At 40.5% G+C, this 25,230-nt stretch carries 22 protein-coding genes, 1 tRNA gene and 1 pseudogene; 14 read left to right on the forward strand and 10 right to left on the reverse strand.

The window, feature by feature from the left end; all coding sequences use genetic code 11:
- The first annotated feature begins 178 nt into the window (after positions 1-178).
- A complete protein-coding gene (locus A7P55_RS09685) occupies positions 179-1,366 on the forward strand; it encodes a trypsin-like peptidase domain-containing protein (protein ID WP_171551939.1) in 1,188 nt (395 codons plus the stop codon).
- Positions 1,367-1,694: 328 nt separating this feature from the next.
- Here the strand turns inward: A7P55_RS09685 and A7P55_RS09690 are convergent, their stop codons facing one another.
- On the reverse strand, positions 1,695-2,909 hold the full coding sequence (locus A7P55_RS09690) for an MFS transporter (RefSeq protein WP_171551940.1): 1,215 nt from the start codon (positions 2,907-2,909) through the stop codon (positions 1,695-1,697).
- A 177-nt stretch (positions 2,910-3,086) separates the two neighbouring features.
- Between A7P55_RS09690 and A7P55_RS09695 the strand changes: the two genes are divergently transcribed.
- Positions 3,087-3,674, forward strand: coding sequence for a TetR/AcrR family transcriptional regulator (locus tag A7P55_RS09695; RefSeq protein WP_171551941.1), 588 nt, complete (start codon positions 3,087-3,089; stop codon positions 3,672-3,674).
- A gap of 102 nt (positions 3,675-3,776) precedes the next feature.
- Here A7P55_RS09695 and A7P55_RS09700 read toward each other — a convergent pair whose 3' ends face one another.
- The 4 genes from A7P55_RS09700 to map all read right to left on the reverse strand — a co-directional run bounded on the left by A7P55_RS09700 (position 3,777) and on the right by map (position 8,809).
- Positions 3,777-4,913, reverse strand: coding sequence for a porin (locus A7P55_RS09700; RefSeq protein ID WP_171551942.1), 1,137 nt, complete (start codon positions 4,911-4,913; stop codon positions 3,777-3,779).
- Between the two features lie 81 nt (positions 4,914-4,994).
- Positions 4,995-6,341, reverse strand: coding sequence for an MFS transporter (locus tag A7P55_RS09705; RefSeq protein WP_171551943.1), 1,347 nt, complete (start codon positions 6,339-6,341; stop codon positions 4,995-4,997).
- A gap of 381 nt (positions 6,342-6,722) precedes the next feature.
- The gene (locus A7P55_RS09710; protein WP_171551944.1) at positions 6,723-7,778 is read right to left on the reverse strand and encodes an OmpW family outer membrane protein; all 1,056 of its coding nucleotides are present in this window, start codon (positions 7,776-7,778) and stop codon (positions 6,723-6,725) included.
- Positions 7,779-7,984: 206 nt separating this feature from the next.
- Positions 7,985-8,809 carry a type I methionyl aminopeptidase gene (gene map / locus A7P55_RS09715; protein ID WP_005202497.1) on the reverse strand — a complete coding sequence of 275 codons (825 nt, stop codon included), beginning with the start codon at positions 8,807-8,809 and terminating at the stop codon, positions 7,985-7,987.
- 213 nt (positions 8,810-9,022) lie between these two features.
- Here map and rpsB point away from each other — a divergent pair, with 213 nt between their 5' ends.
- Both rpsB and tsf read left to right on the forward strand, forming a co-directional pair.
- Positions 9,023-9,775 (forward strand): 30S ribosomal protein S2, encoded by a 753-nt coding sequence (rpsB, locus tag A7P55_RS09720; protein ID WP_004652723.1) that lies wholly within the window; start codon positions 9,023-9,025, stop codon positions 9,773-9,775.
- Positions 9,776-9,915: 140 nt separating this feature from the next.
- Complete coding sequence (tsf, locus tag A7P55_RS09725; protein ID WP_004652724.1) at positions 9,916-10,791, forward strand: translation elongation factor Ts; 876 nt, start codon at positions 9,916-9,918, stop codon at positions 10,789-10,791.
- 102 nt (positions 10,792-10,893) lie between these two features.
- Here tsf and A7P55_RS09730 read toward each other — a convergent pair whose 3' ends face one another.
- From A7P55_RS09730 to A7P55_RS09750, 5 genes and pseudogenes are all read right to left on the reverse strand, one after another.
- Positions 10,894-11,358, reverse strand: coding sequence for a copper resistance protein NlpE (locus A7P55_RS09730; protein WP_171551945.1), 465 nt, complete (start codon positions 11,356-11,358; stop codon positions 10,894-10,896).
- Positions 11,359-11,466: 108 nt separating this feature from the next.
- Positions 11,467-11,592 (reverse strand): type B 50S ribosomal protein L36, encoded by a 126-nt coding sequence (gene ykgO / locus A7P55_RS09735; protein WP_010590029.1) that lies wholly within the window; start codon positions 11,590-11,592, stop codon positions 11,467-11,469.
- Between the two features lie 147 nt (positions 11,593-11,739).
- Positions 11,740-11,815, reverse strand: a tRNA-Gly gene (locus tag A7P55_RS09740).
- Between the two features lie 62 nt (positions 11,816-11,877).
- Positions 11,878-13,299 carry a cysteine--tRNA ligase gene (gene cysS / locus A7P55_RS09745; protein ID WP_171551946.1) on the reverse strand — a complete coding sequence of 474 codons (1,422 nt, stop codon included), beginning with the start codon at positions 13,297-13,299 and terminating at the stop codon, positions 11,878-11,880.
- A gap of 102 nt (positions 13,300-13,401) precedes the next feature.
- Positions 13,402-14,811: pseudogene (locus tag A7P55_RS09750) on the reverse strand (cytosine permease).
- 403 nt (positions 14,812-15,214) lie between these two features.
- On the opposite strand from A7P55_RS09750, the gene A7P55_RS09755 reads away from it, so the two are divergent.
- The 10 genes from A7P55_RS09755 (at position 15,215) to A7P55_RS09800 (ending at position 25,133) form a co-directional block, all read left to right on the forward strand.
- The gene (locus A7P55_RS09755) at positions 15,215-16,192 is read left to right on the forward strand and encodes a KpsF/GutQ family sugar-phosphate isomerase (RefSeq protein WP_171552243.1); all 978 of its coding nucleotides are present in this window, start codon (positions 15,215-15,217) and stop codon (positions 16,190-16,192) included.
- A 3-nt stretch (positions 16,193-16,195) separates the two neighbouring features.
- Positions 16,196-16,735 (forward strand): HAD-IIIA family hydrolase, encoded by a 540-nt coding sequence (locus tag A7P55_RS09760; protein WP_005202504.1) that lies wholly within the window; start codon positions 16,196-16,198, stop codon positions 16,733-16,735.
- A gap of 39 nt (positions 16,736-16,774) precedes the next feature.
- Positions 16,775-17,326 carry an LPS export ABC transporter periplasmic protein LptC gene (lptC, locus tag A7P55_RS09765; RefSeq protein WP_171551947.1) on the forward strand — a complete coding sequence of 184 codons (552 nt, stop codon included), beginning with the start codon at positions 16,775-16,777 and terminating at the stop codon, positions 17,324-17,326.
- Entirely contained in the window at positions 17,310-17,858 is a 549-nt protein-coding gene (gene lptA / locus A7P55_RS09770) for a lipopolysaccharide transport periplasmic protein LptA (protein ID WP_171551948.1), read from the forward strand. The genes lptC and lptA overlap by 17 nt, the downstream gene beginning before the upstream one ends.
- The gene (gene lptB, locus A7P55_RS09775) at positions 17,858-18,604 is read left to right on the forward strand and encodes an LPS export ABC transporter ATP-binding protein (protein ID WP_171551949.1); all 747 of its coding nucleotides are present in this window, start codon (positions 17,858-17,860) and stop codon (positions 18,602-18,604) included. The genes lptA and lptB overlap by 1 nt, the downstream gene beginning before the upstream one ends.
- A gap of 335 nt (positions 18,605-18,939) precedes the next feature.
- The gene (locus A7P55_RS09780; RefSeq protein WP_171551950.1) at positions 18,940-20,430 is read left to right on the forward strand and encodes a TolC family protein; all 1,491 of its coding nucleotides are present in this window, start codon (positions 18,940-18,942) and stop codon (positions 20,428-20,430) included.
- On the forward strand, positions 20,430-22,553 hold the full coding sequence (locus A7P55_RS09785; RefSeq protein WP_171552244.1) for a type I secretion system permease/ATPase: 2,124 nt from the start codon (positions 20,430-20,432) through the stop codon (positions 22,551-22,553). The genes A7P55_RS09780 and A7P55_RS09785 overlap by 1 nt, the downstream gene beginning before the upstream one ends.
- Positions 22,554-22,570: 17 nt before the next feature.
- Positions 22,571-23,761, forward strand: a complete 1,191-nt coding sequence (locus A7P55_RS09790) for an HlyD family type I secretion periplasmic adaptor subunit (RefSeq protein WP_016163106.1) — start codon at positions 22,571-22,573, stop codon at positions 23,759-23,761.
- A 92-nt stretch (positions 23,762-23,853) separates the two neighbouring features.
- Positions 23,854-24,441, forward strand: a complete 588-nt coding sequence (locus tag A7P55_RS09795) for a YigZ family protein (protein WP_171551951.1) — start codon at positions 23,854-23,856, stop codon at positions 24,439-24,441.
- A gap of 74 nt (positions 24,442-24,515) precedes the next feature.
- Positions 24,516-25,133 carry an acyltransferase gene (locus A7P55_RS09800; protein ID WP_171551952.1) on the forward strand — a complete coding sequence of 206 codons (618 nt, stop codon included), beginning with the start codon at positions 24,516-24,518 and terminating at the stop codon, positions 25,131-25,133.
- Positions 25,134-25,230: the final 97 nt, after the last annotated feature.

Raw genomic sequence — 25,230 nt, forward strand, 5'->3', positions numbered from 1 at the left:
AAATGTTTTACATCTTTTCTCAGCAACAATAAGAACATATTTTCAAATGTAACTAAAGCTAGACAAAACTTTTTTAACTTTTGCATTGATTTTAAGCAATTTACTTTACAATGGTGGAAACTTCCAGTTCTTCAATAAATTACGTTCATTACATAATTTCGCCTAGAGGATAATAGACGTGCGCCGTGCATTTACATGGTTACCTTGGGTATTACTCATTCTTGTTATTTTTAGTTTTCTGGCTTGGCAGAAATCACATCAACCGAAACCAACGGTGGCTGCTGATGGGGTAAAAATGCCCGCAGAAAAGGTTGAACCACTGATTGATACCACGCGTACGGGTGGGGTGGTTTCCTATAGTGCTGCGGTCAAAGTAGCGGCACCTGCTGTGGTCAATATCTTTACCACACAGAAAGTGAAACAGATGAATCATCCATTATTGAATGATCCTGTGTTTCGTGAGTTTTTTGGCAATCAAATGCCACAGCAACCTCAAAATGAAAACAGTTTGGGTTCAGGCGTAATTGTACGTGCAGATGGTTATATTTTAACGAATAATCATGTCATTGCGCAGGCTGAACATATTGTCGTGGCTTTACAAGATGGGCGCCGTGCTGAAGCGACCGTGGTTGGCACTGATCCAGACACCGATTTGGCAGTGATTAAAATTGAATTGGATAAATTACCGGTATTGCCATTTAAATTAAGTGGTAATGAAGTGGGTGATGTTGTGCTCGCGATTGGTAACCCATTTGGTGTCGGTCAAACCGTGACTCAGGGGATTATCTCTGCTACGGGACGTTCGGATTTGGGCATCAATACCTATGAAGACTTTATTCAAACCGATGCTGCAATTAACCCAGGTAACTCAGGCGGTGCATTGATTGATGTTGCGGGTAATTTGATTGGGGTGAATACGGCTATCTTCTCGCAATCGGGTGGTTCACTTGGAATTGGTTTTGCGATACCTGCCAAAGTGTGTCAGCAAGTTCTTAATTCAATCTTGAAAGATGGGCGTGTGGTACGTGGTTGGTTAGGGATTAGCTTAATTCCAAATAACATTGATGAAGATGTTTTGACCGCTAAACCGATTGGTGTCACTGTTGCAGATGTATTGCGTGGCGGACCATCTGATTCTGCAGGTATTAAGCGTGGTGATAAAATTATTCAAGTGAATAATGAGCAGATTTCCTCAGCATCGCATTTGATCAATTATGTTGCGTTACAAGCACCAGAAAGTTTAATTGATGTGGTGATTGAGCGTGAAGGTAAACAGCAAACTTTACAGGTTAAAGTTGGAGAGCGTAAAGTGCAACAAAATGCACAATCGCAATATATTCCATTGCCTAAGCGTCAACAACAGTAAGGTCGCTTTGATGACAAATAGAGGCTGCCGATGAGCAGCCTTTATTTATTTAAAGTCATAAAAAAGCGTGTTGATCCACTGATCAACACGCTTTTTGCATTTTATCGACGTTTTTATTTTTCATTAAAGCATCTAAATTTGATGGTTTGATGACGGCGCTTTGATGTTTATATGACAAAGATAAAGCACGAGCGATCTGCTTTAATGTGCACAAAATGCTTGATTAAAGTACTCAAATAAATCAGGGGTTTGAAACCAGATTAAGATTGAAAGACTCATCAAACACAGAAGGGTGACAAACAATAGCAACTTAAAATGACGTTCTATATTAGTCATGAATCACAGCCTCTTCATTCACGAAAAGATGGATGACAACACCAAAAGCACTCAGCACTAAACAGGCGAGCCAGATCATATTATAGTTGCCTGCAATATCATGATTGACCCCACCGAGCCAGCCACCAAAGAATGAGCCGATTTGATGGGTAAAGAACACAATACCACTGAGCATGGATAAATATTTGACCCCAAACATATTGGCCACGATCCCGTTAGTGAGCGGGACAGTGGAAAGCCAGAGTAGTCCCATAATGATCCCAAAACTATAAACGGTCAATGTACTGAGTGGGAGCAAGAGAAAAGCAATAATGGCAATGCCACGTAAACCATAAAGCAGCATCAGCAATCTTGGTTTTGAGTAGCGATCACCTAACCAACCAGCACCATAGGTGCCCACAATATTAAATAGACCGACCAGTGCCAGAAATATCGTACCTGTTGTGGCATCAAAGCCATGGTCAATTAAATAACCAGGTAGGTGTACGCCTAAAAATACTACTTGGAAACCACAGACCAGAAAACCGAGGGATAACCACCAAAAAGGTTTATGTTTTCTTGCGATGTGTAAAACTTGTTTAAAGCTAAGGCTGGGTTGATTCAGCGCTTTAGGTGCTGTGGAAGAAGGGGATTTCAATAACCAAGCCAAGGGAACAATGAATGCAATAGCAAAGGCACTCACCAGTAAAGCAGAAGACCAACCGATGGTTTTAAGAAGTAACAGAGTTGAAGGCAGCATAATAAACTGGCCAAAGGAACCCGCAGCACTGGCAATCCCCATCACCATACTGCGTTTCTCTGGTGGCGCAGCGCGACCAACTGCAGAAAGCAATACTGTAAAAGAGGTCGCAGATAGGGCAAGTCCAATCACGAGCCCTAAGCTGAGGTTAAGTAATAGTCCCGTAGAGCTAAATGCCATAAGGACTAAGCCAATAGCATAGAGTACGCCCCCCGACATCACGACTTTCTTAGTACCGTACTTGTCAGCAATCGCACCGGTAAAGGGTTGTGCTGCCCCCCAGATCAGGTTTTGCATGGCAATCGCAAAACTAAAAATATGATGGCCCCAACCAAAACTATCGCTCATGGGCACCAGATATAAACCAAAGCCATGGCGTACACCCAAGGAAAGTGCAAGAATCAGCGCACTTCCGATCAGCATCATAATTAAGGTTTTAGAGAAATTAGAATCTTGCTTGATGCTCATACACAGTCCATATTTATCATTCGAGACAACGGTAATTTTTGGTGTAATGATTTAATAATATAAAATAGATTATAATCATAATCTATAAAAAGTGTATTGTGAATTCAAGAATAGCTTTTATCATGAGTTATAAAATGTTGTTTCTTTTATTTTCTATTGAGATAAGAAGGTTGATTTATGCCACGTGTATCCAAACATTTAGCCATTGAAAATAGAAAGAAGATTGAACATACGACTTCTCGCTTGATTAGGGAGAAGGGTTTTGCAGTCAGTGTTGCTGATTTAATGAAGGCAGCAGGCTTAACACATGGTGGATTTTACAAACATTTTCAAAACAAAGATGAGTTGATTGATATCGCCTGCAAAGATATTTTTTTGCAATCTGTAAGTAAGTGGGAGCTCATCATAGATGGGACTGATGATGAAAAAACCGCATTGCATGAAATTTTTAAAGCTTATTTATCTGAACGAAACTTGGAAAATCCTGGATTAAGCTGTCCTTTATCTTCTTTAAGTAGTGATGTTGCAAGAGAACCTAATGACAAACCTGTGAAGCAGACATTTCATCAAGGTGTGGAATCATTGCTTTCTATTTTAAGTGGGCTGAACGCTTTAAATCGTAAAGATCAAGCACAGATGTCTGAGCGTGCTATTATTCAGTTGAGTTTGTTATCAGGCGCACTCACATTGGCTCGATCTGTAGACCATGCTTTGGCATTAGCTATACTTGATACCGTCAAGCGTCACTTATTAGAACAATATTAACTATGAATTTTTGATCAATAAGCATGGATTGGTTTTATGACGAATCAATAAAACAGAAATAACTTAAAGTTACTCCTGTTCTATGCCTTTTGATTAACTACCTTAGAATTTCAGTTCCAAGCCTAATCCGACAACAGGTTGTTTGTCTTTTTTATCTGCTTGTTCAAGTGTTAAATAACCTACATAGCCATAGCTTTTCACCTGCTTATTAAAGGCATAGTCAGCGCCAACCATGATTTGCTTGGCTTTAAAATCAGTTGTGTTATTTTTAAAACGGGTATCATTTTGGCTATATTGTGCTTTGAGCATCCATTTTTTTGCGCTTGGAAGAATATATTCGGCACCCAATAACCAGCCTTGAGCATCATCAATATTATTGGCTTTTGTGGCCCATTTTGTTGCTTCAGCGGGGTCTGCATAGCTGGTTTGTTCAACATCGGAACGTTGATATAAGCTTTTAATTGCCAAACCTTCAATTGGATTTAAACGTCCGATGGCACGGATGGTATTTGCTGCGGCAAACGTTTGTGTGTCGGTGGTATAAGCCTGTCCTGTGGCAACATTGAGGAAACCACGTCCTGCAAAAGTACTTGGAATGGCTTTGTCATAGCCAAGACCTGCGACAAAAAATGGATGTTCATAAACCAGACTGGCAGACCATGCATCGCCTAAACCACGACCTGCGACTTTTGCACCGCCGCTGGACGTTTTAATTCCAGAGGATTCTCCAGTGGCGAGCAGAGCATTGAGTTTAAACACACCTTTAGAGAGGTTAATGACTGGCGATTCATATAGAACGACGTTATCGATACGGTTTTCTCCAATTAGAATCCCACCAATATCTGCTTTATTTGCCACATAGTTATTGAAAATATCAACTGTACTTGAGAGCTGTTTGACCGGCGTATCATGTTTTCCTACTTTGAGCGTACCGAATTGACTGTCCTTTAAGCCGACAAAGCGGTTTCGTTGTGTCCAGTCTGTTCCATCTCCGTCAGCACTCAATCCCCATTCAATCGCATAGACCGCACTTAGACGCTCAGTCAGTTTCTCATCTCCTTTAAGACCGAGATAGGAACTATTGGAGCTCACTTCCCAGACATCTTTATCCGAACGATGAGCATTTTTTTCTGGTAAGTAATCGATACTTGCATCAATTTCCCCATAAAGTGTAGGTGCTGCAAAAGTAGTCGTGGTTAAGCATCCAAGCATGGCAAAGCCAAGAAGATTCAATTTCATATTGAGACCCCTGAAAATAGTAAACAGTATTTAATTTAAAATGGGTGTGGAAAGAGCTATCCCACACCGAAATTGATGTAATTAAGCAAGAGAATTGCGTTCGAGTACGGCCTGTTCAAACAGTTGTTGTTCTTTGGCTTTATGCTCGACTGAGAAGCGGATCAAGATGACACTAAATGCTGCAACGGTGACCAGTGCTCCTAAAATCATTAAACAGGTTTGTACGTCGAGTAAGCCTTTCAATAAGAAGCCTGCTGCAACCGCACCGACATTACCACCAGCACCAATGATGCCAGCGACACCGCCCAAAGCATTGCGGTCAATAAAAGGTACAAGCGCGTATGTTGCACCACAAGACATATGGGTAAAGAGAGCAAAAACGGTCATGCTGATAATTGCCAGTGCAACCGTATTCATCTGAGAAAAAAGTATGAGGAATAAGCCTTCACATAGGATCATGATAAACAATACTTTTGTTCGACCATCTAAACCTTTTGATATTGCAACTTTATCTGAAAGATAACCACCTAATGCGCGGGCAAACAGGGCGAGCAGACCAAAAATACCAGCAGTCAAACCTGCTTCTTTAAGCCCCATATTGAAGTGATCGACATAGTACATTGCAGCAATGTTGTGAATGAAAATTTCAATACCAAAGCATGCAGCATAAGAGACAAATAGAATCCAAACACGGTAATTACGGGCTGCTTGCATTAGAATCGCAACACCGCCTTTTTTGCCAGCACCAACTTCGATACCTTGCTCACGAAGCTCTTTAAAGTTTCCTTGCGGGCAGTCTTGAGTGAATTTCCAGTACAACACACCTACGATCAGCATCATAATGCCTGGCACAAGTAACGCAATTCTCCAACCCATTGTTTGTTCTACGCCAAACATGACGATTGCACCAAGGATCAAAGGCATAATCGCTTGGGTTGCGCCGCCACCTGCATTACCCCAACCTGCAGAAGCAGCATTGGCTGTACCTACTACATTGGGTGCAAACATCACACTGGTATGGTATTGAGTGATGACAAAGCTTGCGCCAATTGCACCAATCAATAGTCGGAAGAACAGAAAGGATTCATAGGTATTGGCAGCAGCAACACCAAACACAGGAAGGCTGCCGAGAAGTAGAAGTGCGGTATAGGTTTTGCGTGGACCATATTTATCACAGAGTGGGCCAACAATCAGTCGAATTAAAATGGTAATAGCAACTGCTGCAATATTGATATTAGCGATTTGGTCTTTGGTTAAATTGAACTCGCCTTTGATGACTGGCATAAGTGGTGCGCAGGCAAACCACGCGAAGAAACAGACAAAGAATGCCAGCCATGTCATATGGAATGCACGCATGGCAGGTGTAGAAAAGCTAAATAATTTAATTTCGGTGGCTTTTTTTGCATCAATATTCATTGGTGAAGACATAACTTTCTCCTGAACTGCACGTCATTTATTTTGCTTAGTCATTACGCTGATTAAGCAAATCGAACAGAACGGACGTCGTTGGCCGTCATCAAATATGTTTATGAATCTTCATTGATTCAATTTGTTTGATATATAGCAAGTGCCGTGCCAGAAAAATAAATTAACCAAATGAATAATTTAAAATGTTAATCATCAAGGTATTTATGAGTAGAGTAAGTTAAGCAATAACATTGTTATTCATGTGAAGTCGTTGGGAGTAGCGATCTGTGTCAGACAATCTCCTGAAAATTGCGTTCTTGTAGTGCGTAATTTTTAATCATTCTGCTTTGAAAGATTGCACAATAAAAAAGCAGCGAGTGCTGCTTTTTTATTAAGTAGAATTTAGAAACGGTAACCGACACCGACATAGGTAATCAGTGGATCAATATCAATTTTAGTATTTGCTTTGATGAGTTCTTTACCTGTGTTGCGGTCAGTCACAGAGATTTTAGCCTCATTATTCATTTTGGAATAAGAAACCGAACCGACAGCAAACCAGTTTGGATTAAAATCATAGGTTGCACCTATAGTCACAATCGGGGCAAAGGTGTCCGTTGCTTTGAGTTTAACTACAGGGTCTGCTGAAGATGTTTTACCATCTAGGGCTGCACCTGCTTTTCCATCATGAATGTTTTGAATCATATGACCTGCTTTAATTAAATTTGACTCAATCCCTGAGTTGATTTTTAAATCATTAAAATAAGCATACATGACACCTGCGCCAACATAGGGGCGGAACTTATTCACCCCAGATTTACCAAACTGGTAATGTAGTTCTACAGCGGGTAACCAAGCACGTGCAGTTGCAGCTTTGTCACCTTGGGTTAGATCAGTGATATGGATATCTTGTTTTAAACCAATGGTTCCTAATGCAGTCTCTGCCTGACCTGTTAAGGGTGCATAGATATCACCTTTACCTTTGATATCAACTTTCGGTGGAATACCAGCCTTAACCTCTAAAGAGATGTTATCGGTAAAATGGTAATTAGCCATAATACCAACAGTGTCGACATTATCTGCTTCTAAGCCTGTTCCTTGGCTTTGCCAGTTAGATAGACCGTTGACAGTTGCAGTGCCTGTTAATAGGCCAGGTACTGGGTCAAGGGGTTGTATTTTAATCGCATCATAAAGAAGCTTATTGGAGTCTCGGTCTGCTGCTGCAAGTACAGCTTGTTTAGAGACATCTCCAACCTTGGCTTTAGTCCCTTCAGCAACACTCGTGTTGATATTGACTGGATTTGCAGATCCTTGCGGCATGGCATGTAACCAGCCTGCGGAAACAGAAAAACGTTTAAACCCATCTCCATCTTTCAGACTGAAATAAGGTGAGTCTGCGAAAGTAAGTGTAGGTAGGGCACATACACCTGTAATCAGGCAAGCGAATGATTTCTTCATCATTGTGGGACTCCATGTCCAAAACGTTTGTTAGGATTTTTCTTGCGCCCACCATAACGCTATTTTTAAATAGGCTTTGTTTAGTTAAATTTTATAATTGTTATGCTTATGAATTTTTTTGTTTGATTTAAATAAATTGATGAAGAAAATGTGGATGCGTAAAAAAAGCCACCGGAGTGACTTTTTAAAAATAATTCAAAGGGAATGAATTACATAAAGCGAGATAGATCTTCTTCAGGGCGTGCAGTTAAAACTTCGATGCCTGTTTGTGTTACCAAAATCGTATGTTCATATTGAGCAGATAACTTGTGATCTTTTGTGACAACCGTCCACTTATCACCTAAAAGTTTAGTCTGCCAAACACCTGCGTTTACCATTGGTTCAATAGTAAAGGTCATGCCTGCTTCTAAGCGCATACCAGTTCCTTTTTGACCATAGTGTAGAACTTGTGGTTCATCATGGAACACATTGCCAATGCCGTGACCACAATATTCACGGACAACACTGAAACGCTCAGATTCAACATACTGTTGAATGGCATAGCCAACATCACCTAGATATGAACCATCTTTTACCGTTGCCATACCGCGATACATCGCTTCCTGCGCCACTGAACATAAACGATTTGCAAGAATAGAGGTTTCACCACCCACGATGTACATCATGTTGGTATCACCGTGATAACCATCTTTAATCACTGTTACATCAATATTCAGAATGTCGCCGTTCTTTAATGTTTTATTTTCAGATGGGATGCCGTGACAAACCACATGGTTCACCGAAGTACAAATAGAATGTTGGAACGCAGGGCGGCCAGGTGCAGCACCGTAACCTACACAGGCAGGAATCGCGTGTTGAACATTTTCAATATGATTGCGACAGATTGTATCGAGTTCTAGTGTGCTCACACCCGCTTTAATATGCGGTTTAATCATGTCTAGAACTTCAGCCGCCAATTTCCCTGCAACACGCATCTTTTCAATTTCTTCAGGTGTTTTGATTAATCGGCGTGGGGCTGTATAAGTTGTATTCATGATCTCTAAAAACTTTTGGTAATTTGCAAGTGTCTATGGTATAAATAGCCGCCTATTTTATCAAATGCTTTTCGTGAATATATTTTACGAAAATATCTGATAACAATAGTCGTAAAAAATCCGCACATATATCGACACATTACTCTGGGTGCCTAGCAATAGGTGGAGAATGCGGATATATGGAGGCCTAACCCAAACTTTAAGGTAAAGAAAATGGCAGATTACAACGTAAGCATGCGCGACCTTCTTCAAGCAGGCGCACACTTTGGTCACCAAACTCGTTTCTGGAACCCAAAAATGCGTCAATACATTTTTGGCGCGCGTAACAAAATTCACATCATCAACCTTGAGCACACTGTTCCTGCGTTAAATGATGCTTTGAACTTTGTTAACAATCTTGCAAGCAAAAAGAACAAAGTATTGTTCGTTGGTACTAAACGTGCTGCTTCTAACATCATCCGTGAACAAGCTCAACGCGCTGGTCAACCATATGTAGATCACCGTTGGTTAGGTGGTATGTTGACGAACTGGAAAACACTTCGCCAATCTATCAACCGTTTAAAAGACCTTCAAACTCAATCTCAAGACGGTACTTTTGCTAAGCTTACTAAACGTGAAGCTTTAGAGCGTACTCGTGAGATGGAAAAACTTGAACGTGCTTTAGGCGGCGTTAAGAACATGGGTGGTTTACCTGACGCATTATTTGTAATCGACGTTGATCACGAAGCGATTGCAATCAAAGAAGCGAAAAACTTAGGTATTCCTGTAATCGGTATCGTTGATACAAACTCTAACCCAGACAACGTTGATTACGTTATTCCTGGTAACGACGATGCGATTCGTGCAGTAACTTTGTATGCTTCAGCTATGGCTGATGCGATTCTTGCTGGTAAAGAATACGCTCAATCACAAGCTAATGCACAAGCAAAAGGCGATGATGCTGCGAAAGACGCATCTGAGGCTTAATGCGTTTTTTGACGCAAGCTTGTCATTTTTGCGACATGTAATGGTGGCAAATTAAAGCGTCGAGAGTGCAAACGGCCCAGAGTTTCTTTGGGCCGTTTTTGTTGAACAGATTTATTTTCTACCGATTTTAGGAGATCAACATGACTGCAGTTACTGCGAGCATGGTAAAAGAATTACGTGACCGTACTGGTCTTGCAATGATGGAATGCAAAAAAGCATTAACAGAAGCAGGCGGTGACATCGAACTTGCGATTGATAACCTTCGTAAATCAGGTCAAGCAAAAGCTGCTAAAAAAGCAGGTAACATTGCTGCTGATGGCGCGATCACTATTATTCAAAACGGTAACAAAGCAATTCTTGTTGAAGTTAACTGTCAAACTGACTTCGTTGCTAAAGACGAAAACTTCAAAAACTTCTCTGATAAAGTTGCTGCTGCTGCACTTGCTGCAAACGAAACTGATGCTGCAAAAATTGCTGAACTTAAACTTGAAGACGGCGCAACTGTAGAAGAAGCGCGTGTTGCACTTGTTCAAAAAATCGGTGAAAACATTCAAGTTCGTCGTGCTCAAATCGTTGAAGGCGAAAACTTGGCTGTTTACAAACACGGTTTAAAAATCGGTGTTGTTGTTTCTTACACAGGTGATGCTGACACTGGTAAAGGTATTGCAATGCACGTTGCTGCGTTCAACCCAGTTGCTGTAAATGCAGAAGCTGTTCCAGCTGACTTGATCGCTAAAGAGAAAGAAATTGCTGAAGCGAAAGCCTTAGAATCTGGTAAGCCAGCGAACATTGTTGAGAAAATGGTAACTGGTTCAGTTGAAAAATACTTGAACGAAGTTGCGCTTGATCGTCAAATGTATGTTATCGACAATGATAAGAAAGTTGCTGATGTATTGAAAGCAACTGGTACTGTTGTCGCTCAATTCGTTCGTTTCGAAGTGGGTGAAGGTATTGAGAAGAAAGCTGAAATGAGTTTTGCAGAAGAAGTTGCTGCTGCTCAAGCTGCTGCGAAGTAATTCGTATCTTCTAAAAAAAAACCCAGTCATTTAGACTGGGTTTTTTTATTGCCTGTAGAAAAAGCCCACTATATTGAGTGGGCTTTTTCCGGTAGAAATAACTTATTCAGCTTCTTTCTTGAGTTCGTATTTGTCAGCTAATTCGCCTGTAATCTCTTTGCCTTCCGTGTCGAGGGCTTTTAAGTAGCCTTCAGCAACAAAGTATTTGCGACCATCACCAGCTTTGTCGAGTTCAATAATAGAGGTATTCTTGCTGTCAAAAGTAAAGCTACCTTTGCTTTCAAATGCTTTGCCATCACCTTTGCCAAGATAAGTCTCTTTGAGCTCGTAAGTTTTATCTAGATTAAGTTCAAGTTCGGTTTTAATTCCTTCGCAATCTGCACAAGGAAGTACACCTTTATATGTGCCATTCCAGTCTAATGAGTTTTCTGCTGTGTGTGCACTATCAACAACTTCAGTGCTGCTCGTTGCAGGTGGGGCCTGTTCATCAGTTTTTGGTGTTTCTGCTTTATTGCATGCAACTAAAAAAATAGAAGCTAAAGAAATGGCGATAATTGATTTTTTCATCTTAGATATAACCTTGTGAAAACATTAATATCCAAGTTATTAGATTTTAAAAAGAAATGGTAGTAAAGGAATGTAAGGGTTATTTAACCTTTGGTAAAGCAAGACAAGTTAACCTTGTCTTGCTTTGAAGCGAGGGTTTGATTTGCAAATGACAAATAACTTGCCACGACGTTTGACAATTTGGCAGTCACTGCTGCGACGTTTAGCACTTTTAAGAGATGAGCATACTTTCATTTTGGTTCCTGATTTTGTTTGTAATGTTATAATATTACATTTGATTTTTACTGTAAAGTTTGTCTTATTGTTTAAGGAATAGATGTGGTGAGATAAATAGGGGAAATAAAAAAAGCCCTTATCTTTCGATAAGGGCTTTTTTGAATCTGGAGCGGGAAAGGAGACTCGAACTCCCGACCCCAACCTTGGCAAGGTTATGCTCTACCAACTGAGCTATTCCCGCAATAGGACGCATTATAGAGAGTTTCATTCAAGTGTCAACTCTTTATCATGCTGAGTGTTGAATTAATCAGCACGTCGCCAAATTGTACCTTGACGCGTATCTTCCAAAACAACACCTTGATCTAATAAAGACTGACGAATGCCATCTGCTTGAGCAAAGTCTTTGGCCTTTTTCGCATCAACACGCTGTTGGATAAAGTTCTCAATTTCAGCATCAGAAAGGCTAAGAGCTTCTTGTCCAATATCTGATTTGAGGAATTCATCCACATCATGCTGAACCAGACCAAGAATGTTAGTTAAATGACGCAGAGTAGAGTAAAGCTTTGTTGCTTGTTCCGCTTGCTCTTCTTTCACCGCGCGATTAAGTTCTTTATTCAGTTCGAACAGTACCGCCATGGCTTCAGCGGTATTGAAATCATCACACATCGCACTGTTAAAGCGTTCAACAAAGCTATGTTCTAAGCTCTCAACAGTTTTTTGACCATACGCCTGTTGATAGGCTTTAAATGAATGATAAAAACGGCTCAGGGCTGTTTTAGCTTCTTTTAGGGCCACATCAGAGAAGTTTACTGGACTACGATAATGTGAAGACACAATGAAGTAGCGAATCACTTCGGGATGGAATTTCTCCATGACATCGCGAATGGTAAAGAAATTGCCTAAAGACTTAGACATTTTCTCGCCATCAACATTGATGAAACCAACATGCATCCAATAATTGACATATTGTTCGCCCGTTGATGCTTCACTTTGTGCGATTTCATTTTCATGGTGCGGGAACATCAGATCTGAACCGCCACCATGAATATCGAAATGATTGCCTAGGCAGCAGGTCGACATTGCAGAACATTCAATATGCCAACCTGGGCGGCCATTGCCCCAAGGTGAAGTCCAAGCAGGTTCATTTGCTTTAGCATGTTTCCACAATACAAAGTCAAAGGGATGTTTCTTTTCAACTTCAACATCCACACGCTCAGATGCACCCGCTTGCATATCATCCAATTTACGACCTGATAAACGACCGTATTTATTGAACTTACCCACCTCAAAATAAACATCACCATTGGCAGCAGGGTATGCAGCCCCTTTATCAACCAAGGTGCCGATCATATTTTGCATTTGATCAATATATTCAGTTGCTTTAGGTGCTTCATCAGGTTCAGCACAACCTAAGTTAGCCGCATCTTCATTCATTGCCTGAATAAAACGAGCAGTGAGCTGTTGAATGCTTTCGCCATTTTCATTGGCACGTGCAATGATTTTGTCATCAATATCGGTAATGTTGCGAATATAGCGAACTTTCCAACCTTGGCTGCGTAGGAAGCGAATGATGTAGTCAAATGCAACCATAACCCGAGCGTGCCCGATATGACAGTAATCGTAAACCGTCATACCACAGACATACATATCGATTTGACCTTCTTTGCGTGGGACAAATTCAACTTTTTTACGTTGCTCAGAGTTATATAGAACAAAAGGTTGCATAAGGGTTTTCAAACACTCTACAAAAATCGTTATTCATCATAACGTATGCACCATATTTCATAAAGTTATCAGCAGAAAAAAGATGGCTTTCATTTGCAATATTCATGATTCAAAACCAATTTGACCTGCCATTCGAAGTTGAGCCTTTTTGGCAAAGTAATAATAAATCACCGCTGTTGCTAAAATACCGACCAGCCAAGAGATATCAATACCACCTAATGCTGTGGCGATTGTACCCGTAAAAAACTTACTGTGAATAAAGGGAAGTTGTAGCAAAACACCCATCACATAGCAGCCAATACCAATACTATTCCAGCGCCCATATTTCCCATCTGGATCGTATAACGCATCAACATCACATTCTTCTTTAGAAATGAAGTAGTAATCTACGAGGTTAATTGCACTCCAAGGAATGAAGAAGGTGAGTAGGAACAGAATGAATGCTTTAAAGCTGTTTAAAAAAGTATGTTCACCAGCAATTGCGATGATTGTAGAAATGGCAACCATAGCCAGTACAATACTTAAACGCGTTATTCTTGAAATTTGATAGTGCGGTTTGAAGCTATTCCAAATGGTTGCAATACACATGAAGCATCCATAAGCATTCAGCGTGGAGAGAGTGACCTTACCAAAGGCGATGCTGAAATATAAGAAAGTAATGATCAGTGCGATGGCATTCATCCCCACGACATATTGCACCTCATTTCCGACAAAGCCGCCTTGTGAAATCTGTGCAATCAATACACCCAAAGTCATGGAAAATTGCGAACTGAGGAGTGAACCTAAACCAACAGCCAAAAAGACACGGGTGGAGGAGGTGTTTGACGGTAGGTATCTGGAATAATCGGCTACATAAGGACCGAATGAAATTTGCCAAGAGGCCGAAAGCGAAATTGCTAACAAAAATGAGGACCAGCTAAACTTTTGAACGGCAATTAATGCTGAAAAGTTTGAATGAGTTAAAATTTGAGTCAAAATAATGATAAAGGCAACTATGCCAATAACGCTTGCAACTTTTCCGACTCAGTGGATTAAGCGATAACCAATGGTGGCAAATATCACAATAAACGCCGCATAGATTAAAATTCCAGTGCTATTGCTGACATTGATGAGTTGTGCGATCGCTTTACCTGCGAGGACTTCACCAGTGGCTGTAAACCCAATGTACATCAAGCAAACTAAGAGAATCGGAATGCAAGCACCGTACACGCCAAATTGCACGCGGCTTGAAATCATTTGCGGAAGGCCAAGTTTGGGACCTTGTGCTGCATGTAATGCCATTACGATGGCGCCAAAGCATTGCCCAATCAATAAACCAATAATCGACCAAAATACATCACCACCAAGTACAACGGCCAAAGCACCTGTAACGATTGCTGTGATTTGTAAATTAGCACCAAACCATAGCGTAAATTGGCCAAAAACACTGCCATGTCGTTCATCTTCTGGAATGAAGTCAATACTGCGGTTTTCAACAAACGGGTGCTTTTCTTTCTCATCCAATGAGCTCATCTTTTACTCCTGATCCTTGAAGCATTGATTGTTATACAAAATACATGATTTGGTTTAGGTGTGGTCATGTGTGATCTTATATGTACATGTACATGTACATGTATATGTATATGTATATGTATATGTAACTAGCTTTAATAATAAGCAAGTTTTTCCTGTGACGTATAGAAGGGATGTGCGATTAAGAATGAATGTACATATGCCTAACTAAATTGGGATTCAAAATATGGGTGATAGCCCAAATATAATGAGTCCGATTCCATACTTCATCTCTTCATTTTTCATGAAAACTTATACATTTAGAAACGTGTATGATTTGCAGATATGTTAGAATCGCCACCATTCTTTTGATTAAAATCATCTACCATCAGGTGGATAGAGTATTATTTTGAGTCAAACTCATATGTCACACACCATAGATTTCCAAAAAAGCGCATTAGAAACGTTGCGTGTCGAACAACAAGCCATAGATGTCTTAACTGCGCAAATTGATGAACGCTTCGATATTGCATGCGGAATCCTTTTGCAATGCCAAGGACGTGTTGTTGTAACTGGTATGGGTAAGTCTGGTCATATCGGTCGTAAAATGGCGGCTACCTTTGCATCGACTGGAACACCATCTTTCTTTATGCATCCAGGTGAAGCAGGCCATGGTGATCTAGGAATGTTAGTGCGTGGTGATGTACTGATTGCAATTTCTAACTCAGGTAAGAGTGATGAAATCATGATGTTAATGCCTTTAATCAAGCATTTAGCTGTACCTTTAATTACCATTAGTCGGGATGATAAAGGGCCAATGCCTCAAAATGCCGATGTTGCATTGACACTTGGTGCTGTTGAGGAGGCATGTCCTTTGGGCTTAGCACCAACATCAAGTACCACTGCAACATTGGTATTAGGCGATGCTTTAGCTGTTGCATTATTAGAGGCTCGTGGTTTTACTGCAGATGATTTTGCACGTTCACATCCAGCAGGGGCGTTAGGTAAACGTTTACTCCTTTATGTTAAACATTTGATGCACACTGGTGCAGAGTTACCTAAAGTGAGCCCAGATACCCCAATGAACAAAGTGTTATATGAGATTTCTGGTAAAAGGCTTGGGTTAACTACAATTGTTGATGAAAATGATACCTTGTTAGGTGTTTTCACGGATGGTGATTTACGTCGTATGATTGATCAGCAACAAGGTTTTGATGTGAACTTAGCTGTATCTGAAGTTATGAGTAAAAATCCTCTAACGATTTCTCAGGATGCTCGTGCGGTGAAAGCTCTAGAAAAAATGCATGACAAAAAAGTCAATCAATTTGTGGTCGTAGATAATGCCAACAAGGTTATTGGTGTAATCACTATGCATGATTTGATTGAAGCAGGAGTAAATTAAGCCATGGCATCTTATGCTTTACAAGAACAAGCTCGCCATTTAAAAGCACTGGTACTTGATGTGGATGGCATCTTAAGCGATGGCTTTGTTACATTAACCAATTCAGGTGATGAGATTAAATCATTTGATATCCGTGATGGCTTGGGAATGAAGCTGGTTCAACAAGCGGGTATGAAAGTAATTATTATCACAGGTCGAAAAAGTCAGATTGTTGAAAAACGGATGTCTGATCTTGGTGTTGATCTCGTCTTTCAAGGGCGCGAGGATAAGGGGGTAGCACTGCGCGAAGCTTGTGCTCAATTGGATCTATTGCCTGAAGATTGTATTTATATGGGGGATGACTGGCCTGATCTATCTGCATTTGCGATCGCTGGTATGAAAGTTACGGTGCCCAATGGACATGAAGAAGTACGTCGTCGTGCTAATTTAGTGACCCAAGCGATGGGTGGTCGTGGTGCTGTACGAGAAGTATGCGATATGTTGTTGATGGCAAAAGGTGTTTACCAAGAACTGCTTGAAAAATATCTTGCTGTACCACATTAATATAGTGTTGATTCGCTTAAAGGTTAGGTAACCCTGTTTATGGATACCAAAGTTTTATATGTTGTTGCTGTTGTAGTCGCTTCTATAAGTGGTGGCTACTATTACTACAGTGGCAAAGCAAAAAAGTTGGATGTTGATTCAGCCAAGAATATGACCTATTCAGCTCAGGGTGTTCATTTAACTCAAACTGACGAGCAGGGCAATTTGTATATGCGAGCTGAAGTTAAACAGCTACAACAGAATATGCAACAAAAAACCTCTCAGCTTGATCAACTGAATGCGGTGATGTACAAACAGGGCAAACTGGATGCAACATTCTATGCAAAACAAGCAAATGGCTATGATGATAATAGTAAAGTCATTTTGCTTGGAGATGTTGTTGCAACGAAATTGTCCGATCAAGGTAACAAATTAGAGTTTCATACGGATGAACTCACGGGTTACCCAAAAACAAGAGAGCTTGAAACACAACATCAGGTGATAGTTCAATCACCATCTGCTGAATTTGTGAGCCAGGGTCTCAAGGCTAATTTAAATAATGGTCAATATGAGTTTTATAAAATTCGAGGAAAGTATGCGCCAAGTTCTTAATTCCAAATCTCGTTTTACTTTCCTGAAACAACTAAGCTGTGTTGCTGTGGTTGCACTTTCTTCTGCAGCTAGTTTTGCTTTGCCATCGGATCGTAACCAACAGCTTTCTTTGGTTGCGGACCGTGCAACTTATAATGATAAAACAGGTATAACGACCTATACTGGCAATGTTGTGATCGAACAAGGCACCATGAAGCTTCAAGCTGATTCACTTGTTGCAAATTTAAATAGTAAAAAAGAAATTCAAATCATTACAGCCAAAGGTCAGCCAGCAAAGTTCCAGCAGCAAATGGATACGAATAAGGGCTTAGCTCGAGGTGAAGCACAGACGATCGTGTACAATGCAGATACAGGTATTCTTACTTTAACGGGTAAAGCATACCTTTATCAGGATGGCTCAAGCATTCGTGGTAATAGCTTAAAATACAGCATGAATAAAGGTGATGTAGAGGCACAAGGATCTTCAACTAACCGTGTGCAAATTATTATTCCACCTTCAAGTTCAAAAAGTTTCCCAGGGGCGCGTGATTAATGGAACAATCAATGCAGCAACCACAGACGCTCTGTATCAAACACTTAGCTAAGAACTATAGTAAACGTTGGGTGGTAAAAGATGTTTCCTTTACTATGCAAAGTGGACAAATTGTTGGTTTACTTGGACCAAATGGTGCAGGTAAAACGACGAGCTTTTATATGGTCGTCGGTTTGGTTCGTATGGATAAAGGCGAGATCCATTTAGATAATCTGGACTTGTCTGATCTTGCGATGCATGAGCGTGCACGTAAAGGTATTGGTTATTTGCCACAGGAAGCATCGATTTTCAGAAAGCTTACCATTGCTGAAAATATCATGGCAATTCTGGAAACACGAAAAGACTTAAATAAACAACAGCGCCAGCAACGTCTCAATGAGTTATTAAATGATTTTAAAATCAATCATATTAAGGATTCATTGGGGATGAGTGTGTCTGGTGGTGAGCGTCGCCGTGCTGAAATTGCACGTGCTTTGGCTGCCGATCCTAAGTTTATGCTTTTAGATGAACCATTTGCTGGTGTCGACCCAATTTCTGTTGGTGATATTAAAGAGATTATTCAAACACTTAAGGATCGTGGTATTGGGGTTCTGATTACGGATCATAACGTACGTGAGACTTTAGCAATTTGTGAGAAAGCCTACATTGTGAGTGAGGGTTCAGTGATTGCAGAAGGAACACCACAAGAAATTCTGGATAATGAGCAAGTACGTAAAGTGTATTTAGGTGATGACTTCGTCGTTTAAATCAACCGATTGTCACTTTTTAAAGAAGAACCGCAAGGTTCTTTTTTTATACCGAAATTTTTAAAAGCTTGACTTGTCTAAATGGAAATATGGAAGTTTTTAAATAATCTATTGATAGATAATTATTTTATAAATTTAATTATCTAGGCATAATCTATTAAAATGTGAACTGTTTTACAAAAATATACATATATCTTGCGATGAAATTATGTGCGGAACGTAGTGTTTTTTATAAAAAAATGCTTAAAATGAAAATGCTGAAATGATAACAATACGAAAAAAATATGAACTTGCACAACGATATAAAAGTGAATAATGGATCATGGAAAAAAAGTATGGATTTTAAGTGGTTACTTTATGTAGCAACATTGTCTATGCCAATGACACATGCAACAACTCCAAGTGAACAGTATCACACTTTAAAGAACAATATTTCTAAGCTTTTTGTCCCAAAAAGTAGTGATGAGTTTAAAGTGGCACAAATGCAGAAATTAAGTAATTTTTCTGTTGATGCTTCACTGGGGAGTGATTTGCCTGTGGTTGGATCAGGCCGCCCTCAAGTCGATACAGTTCCGGCTGCGTTCTGGCAGAATCAGCGAAAAGTTCTCAAAGATGCGGTACAGATTGCGGTGCAGCGGAACCCTGAAATTTCGCAAGGAATTTCATCATTAGCCTCGCAAAATGCCAATATTGATGTTGCTAAATCTGGCTACTATCCACAGATAGGTGGTGGGGTCAGTACAGGTGATTTGGGTAAAAAAAGTACTCGAGGTCAACAGCTACTTACATTAAGTGCTGCACAAATGCTTTATGACTTTGGTAAAGTTAAATCGGGTGTTGATGTCGAAAAAGCCAAAGTTGTGGTTGGGCAAGCGAATGTTCTAGTGAAAATTGATGATATTTCATTAGATGTTGCACAAACAATTGTTAATATTCAGCGTTATCAAAAACTCATTCAAATTGCGAATCAGCAGATTGCTGGAATTAAGCGTATCCAAGAGATGGCTAATCTGCGTGCTAATGCGGGAATTAGTAGTCAGGCTGATCCGATACAGGCTCAATCCTATTTGCAATCTGCTCAATCAGCGATGATCGCGCAACAATCTTTACTGAGCCAATATCAGCAGCATTTGTATACCTTATTAGGTTTTGATACACGAAATGTACAATGGGCGATTTCAGAAGATTTTGTAAAACAATCAGATTTATATGCTGCACCGCAGTTCAATACCATTCCACAAATGATTGCAGCTCAGGCTGGAATTGAGGTTGCTCGTAATCAAAAATTACAGACACAGATTAGTAATTACCCGACACTATCTGTAAAAGGAGAACTGAGTCAAGCTTTACATGGTAGGAACCCAGGAAATGATAAAGAGGGTGGGTTCGATAGTGCGATTATGTTGGAAGCTAGTAGCCAGTTCTATCAAGGTGGGGCAACATCCTCGAAAACTCGTGCGGCAAGTTTTGCTGAAGAGGCAGCAAAAGCACAAGTCAATGCAGTGTATTTAAAAGTGTTGGATCAGATTCGAACCAGCAGAGAACAAATTGAAAATAAACAGCGTCAAATGCAGGTTTTAGCAGGACAACAAGCAACAACAATACGAACAAGAGAACTTTATCAAGAACAATATAAGTTGGGAACACGGACTCTGGTTGATCTGTTAAATGCAGAACAGGCGATTCATAGTGCGAATTCAGAAGCAGAAACAGCACGTTATGACATTTACAGCAGTATTGCTCAATATATTGCTGCAACAGGACGTTCTCGCCAAGCCTATGACCTCAATAATATAAAAATCCAAGGATTTGAGGTACAACCATGATTACGACAAAAATAAACTATCAGCCTTGGTTACAAGCCATACTGACCATTGCAAAGCATTATCGAATTGAACCTTCTGAGGAGCGGATTCGCTTACAGCTTGACTGGAATCAAAACCAGAATCTAGATGAAGTTTTAGTGTTAATCAGCAGACAGGTTGGATTAAACCTTAGAAGAGTTGCTTTTAGTGACGACGTGATTAACCCTTGGCGTTTACCTGTACTGGTGGAATTAGCCGACGGGCAGGTTGGTGTTATTGATAAAGCAGACGGTTCAGGCCATGTCAGTGTTCAACTCAGTGGCGATCAAGGTCTATCCCAGAAATTTGCTGTTGGTGCATTGAAGCATATTATTAAAAATGTATATGTGCTTCGTCCAGAACAGTCAGTGCCTGATGCACGTATTGATGAATACATTAAACCGTATGAACCAAGCTGGTTCTGGTCAATTGTATTACAAGACTGGAAACGCTATATCGATATCATGTTGGCCTCAATGATTGCCAATATTTTGGCTTTGGCCACGATTATTTTTTCGATGCAGGTCTATGACCGAGTTGTTCCATCACAGTCGATTCCAACACTTTGGGTGCTTGCGAGTGGTGTACTAATTGCTGCGATTTTTGAGTTTGTATTAAGACTTTCACGGGTTTATATCTCAGATATTATTGGTAAACGGGCAGATTTACGTATTTCTGATCGCGTATTTGGTCATGCAATTCGGATTAAGAATAGTGAGCGCTCTAAGTCAACGGGAACCTTTATTTCTCAGATCCGTGAGTTAGAAGGTGTTCGAGATCTAGTGACCTCAACGACCATGGGGGCCATTGCCGACTTACCCTTTTTCTTTTTATTCCTGATTATCTTCGCAATCATTGGGGGGAACTTATTTTGGGTCATGTTATTGGTCGTGCCTTTAATGATCTTGCCTGCGATTTTGGCACAAAATAAATTGGCACAGCTTGCACAAGAAGGGATGCGTGAATCTTCGATTCGAAATGCAATTTTAGTAGAAGCAGTGCAGGGTATTGAAGATATTAAATTATTACGCGCGGAGTCACGTTTCCAAAACCAGTGGAACCATATGAACGAAGTGTCTGCTGATATCAGTATGCAGCAACGTAAGATTGTGGGGGTACTGACTGCGTGGACGCAAAAGATTCAGGGGTTAACTTATGCAGCTGTGATTTTAGTGGGTTGTTTTGCAGTCATGAAAGGGGATATGACCACAGGTGCATTGGTGGCGTGTTCGATTTTATCTTCACGGATGTTGGCACCGATTTCACAAATCACGGGCATCTTAGGTCGTTTGCAACAGGCAAAAGTGGCGAAGAAAAGCTTAGATGAGTTAATGCAGAAACCTGTCGATCAACCAGATCAAGCGCATTTGGTACATAAAGAAGTGTTGCATGGCGATTATGAGTTGAAAAAAGTGGTGTTCCAATATACGGAAGATGACCCACGCCCAAGTCTAGTGATTCCACAACTTAAGATTCGTGCAGGTGAGCGTATTGCGATTTTAGGGCGCAACGGTGCAGGTAAATCGACCTTATTACAGATTTTGTCTGCGATGCAGTTCCCTAATTCTGGCTCAGTGTATTTGGATGATCTGGATATTAGTTTGATTGATCCAGCAGATGTACGTCGTGATATGGGCTTACTTAATCAGAATGCACATTTATTTTATGGCACCATCCGTGAAAACTTAACCCTTGGCGCACCTCTAGCACGTGATGAGGATATCTTAAAAGTACTAAAAGTGACTGGCGCACTGAGTTTTGTGCATGAAAAGAAAGAAGGCCTAGATCATTTGGTATTAGAAGGTGGCGTTGGTTTCTCTGGGGGGCAAAGACAAGCTTTATTGTTAGCGCGCTTATTAATTCGTCAGCCGAATATCTTACTGCTGGATGAACCCACGGCTGCAATTGATGATGTAGCCGAAAAACAATTGATTGATCACTTAAAAAGCTGGCTCGGTTATCGGACTTTAGTTGTTGCAACGCATCGACGTGCAGTTTTGGAATTGGTTGACCGAATTATTGTCATGAATGAAGGCAAGATCGTCATGGATGGACCTGTAGATCAAGTTTTACAACAATCATCAATAAAACAAAAAATAGTTTAATACTTTGAGGAAATTTTATGAGTGAACAACAACAGAACAGCAGTCGTCCCATGAACGTAACTTATAATGAACCAAAGTTACCTCGTTCGACGCTTGTTGTTTGGATGATTGGGATTGGTTTACTTTCACTCTTAATCTGGGCATGGTTATTTAATCTAGAAGAAGTTTCAACGGGTACGGGGAAAGTGATTCCCTCTTCAAAAGAGCAGATTATTCAATCGCTTGAAGGAGGGATTCTTACTAAGCTGGATGTGAATGAAGGCGATGTGGTTGAAAAGGGGCAAATTCTTGCACAACTTGATCCAACCCGATTTGCATCGAATGTTGGGGAGTCAAAGTCTTTACTGATTTCAGCACAGGCTACCGCAGCGCGTTTACGTGCTGAAGTGACGGGTTCACCCTTAAGTTTTCCTGAAGATGTGCAAAAGAGTCCTAAATTGGTACAAGAAGAAACAGCGCTATATTTGTCACGACGTGCCAATTTGGAACAGTCAATTGAAGGTTATGAACAAGCAGCAAAACTAGTACGACAAGAACTAGCAATGACAGAACCATTGGTGGCAAAAGGTGCGGCCAGTGAGGTTGAAGTCTTGCGTTTAAAGCGTGAAGCCAATGATCTAAACAATAAAATCAACGATACACGCAACCAGTACTATGTCAAAGCACGAGAAGAGTTATCTAAGGCAAATACCGATATTCAAACTCAGCAGCAGATTGTGAATGGTCGAAATGACAGTCTGGAACGTGCGGTGTTTAAAGCCCCTGTACGTGGTGTTGTGAAAGAAATTGATGTTACGACTTTGGGTGGTGTGATTCCTCAAAATGGTAAGCTCATGACCATTGTACCTTTAGAGGATAAATTGCTGATTGAAGCGCGTATTTCACCGCGTGACATTGCGTTTATTCGCCCAGGACAAGAAGCTTTAGTCAAGATTACGGCCTATGATTACTCAATCTATGGAGGGTTAGACGGTAAAGTGACGGTGATTTCACCCGATACCATTCGTGATGAAGTAAAGCAAGATCAGTTCTATTATCGTGTATACATTCGTACGGATTCTGACCGTTTATATAATAAAGCGGGTAAGGCATTCAGTATTACACCAGGGATGGTAGCGACAGTGGACATTCGTACTGGACAAAAAACCATTATGGATTACTTGTTGAAACCGTTTAATAAAGCCAAAGAAGCTTTACGCGAACGCTAATTTTCCATTAATAAAAAACCTTGCCTAGTGCGAGGTTTTTTATTTGTGCTGTAAAAAGCTATAATCGCGTTTTAAATTTTTATTCATGTTCTATGCCATTCACTCTTGCCAGTTCGGTAACTTTTGAAGAAGACATTAAAAAAAGTCGTTTCCAAGCGATTGCAGCAGTTGTTGAAAATGAACAACAAGTGAAAATTTTTTTAGAACATCACAGAGACTTATCCACGACGCATCAATGCTGGGCATGGAAGATAGGCCATCATGTTCGTTTTAATGATGATGGCGAACCTTCAGGAACAGCAGGGCGGCCAATACTTGCCACCATTGAAGGTAATGATCTAACCAATGTCATTGTATTGGTGAATCGTTGGTATGGTGGGATTAAATTAGGGACTGGCGGTTTAGTGCGGGCTTATGGTGGATGTGCAGGACAATGTTTACTTTTAGCTGAGAAAATTGAGCTGATTGAAAAAAAAGAAATTCGTTTTGCTTGTTTATTCAATGAATGGGCGATTATTCAATATGAGCTGATTCAACAGCAGATCGAATATCAAGAGCAATACACTGAAACAGGGGTGGTCATTGAGGCGCGAGTTCAAGTGCATCAGATTGAAGCATTAAAGCTTAAACTCCAAGATGTGAGTAGAGGACGTGAGAAATTACATGTATGTGATGATTGAAATGTATCTATCCTCTCTTGCGAGGCGATGCCTCTCAGGACGTGAGCAAGTGGTGTTGCTCGAGGAACAACAAGATGATGAATGATCCGTTATTAAAATATCGAGAGCAGCATAAGCAACGTTTGAACTATATGCCGTGGTTATATTGGACTTTAAAACCCAAACATCGAGAATGGGCTGAAGCATGGCAAGCCGAGTACCAAGCCTATTTGATGGATATGGAAACGGTTGAAATCGGTCAGAACTGTTTTATATCACCGTTGGCCCATATCTTTGCTGAACGTGGTCGAAAGATTAGTATTGGCGATAATACTTTTATTGCGGCTGATTGTACTTTGCATGGTCCTTTAGAAATTGGCAATGAAGTGGCCATTAACCACCATTGTATTTTAGATGGTGGTCGTACCGGAATTAAGTTGCATGATCAAGTTCGAATTGCGGCCTATAGTCATCTCTATGCATTTGATCATGGCATGGAAATGGATCGTCCGATCTATCAACAACCCGTGACTTCCAAAGGCATTGAGATTGGTCGAGATGTGTGGCTAGGAGCGCATGTCGGGATCAAGGATGGAATTAAAATTGGCGATCATGCGGTGGTGGGAATGAACAGTATGGTGACTAAAGATATTGAGGATTATGCGGTAGTTGCAGGCAACCCTGCCAAACTTATTCGTTATCGAAGCGAATAAAAAGCGTATGAGATTCGATACATAAATTTAACCCACCATGCTTTTATCTATGTTAAGTTAAAAATAAGTAGAAGACCTAAGGTATATACCTAGAGAG

The organism is Acinetobacter sp. Ac_5812 (assembly GCF_013072695.1).
In the GTDB taxonomy this organism is placed as follows: domain Bacteria; phylum Pseudomonadota; class Gammaproteobacteria; order Pseudomonadales; family Moraxellaceae; genus Acinetobacter.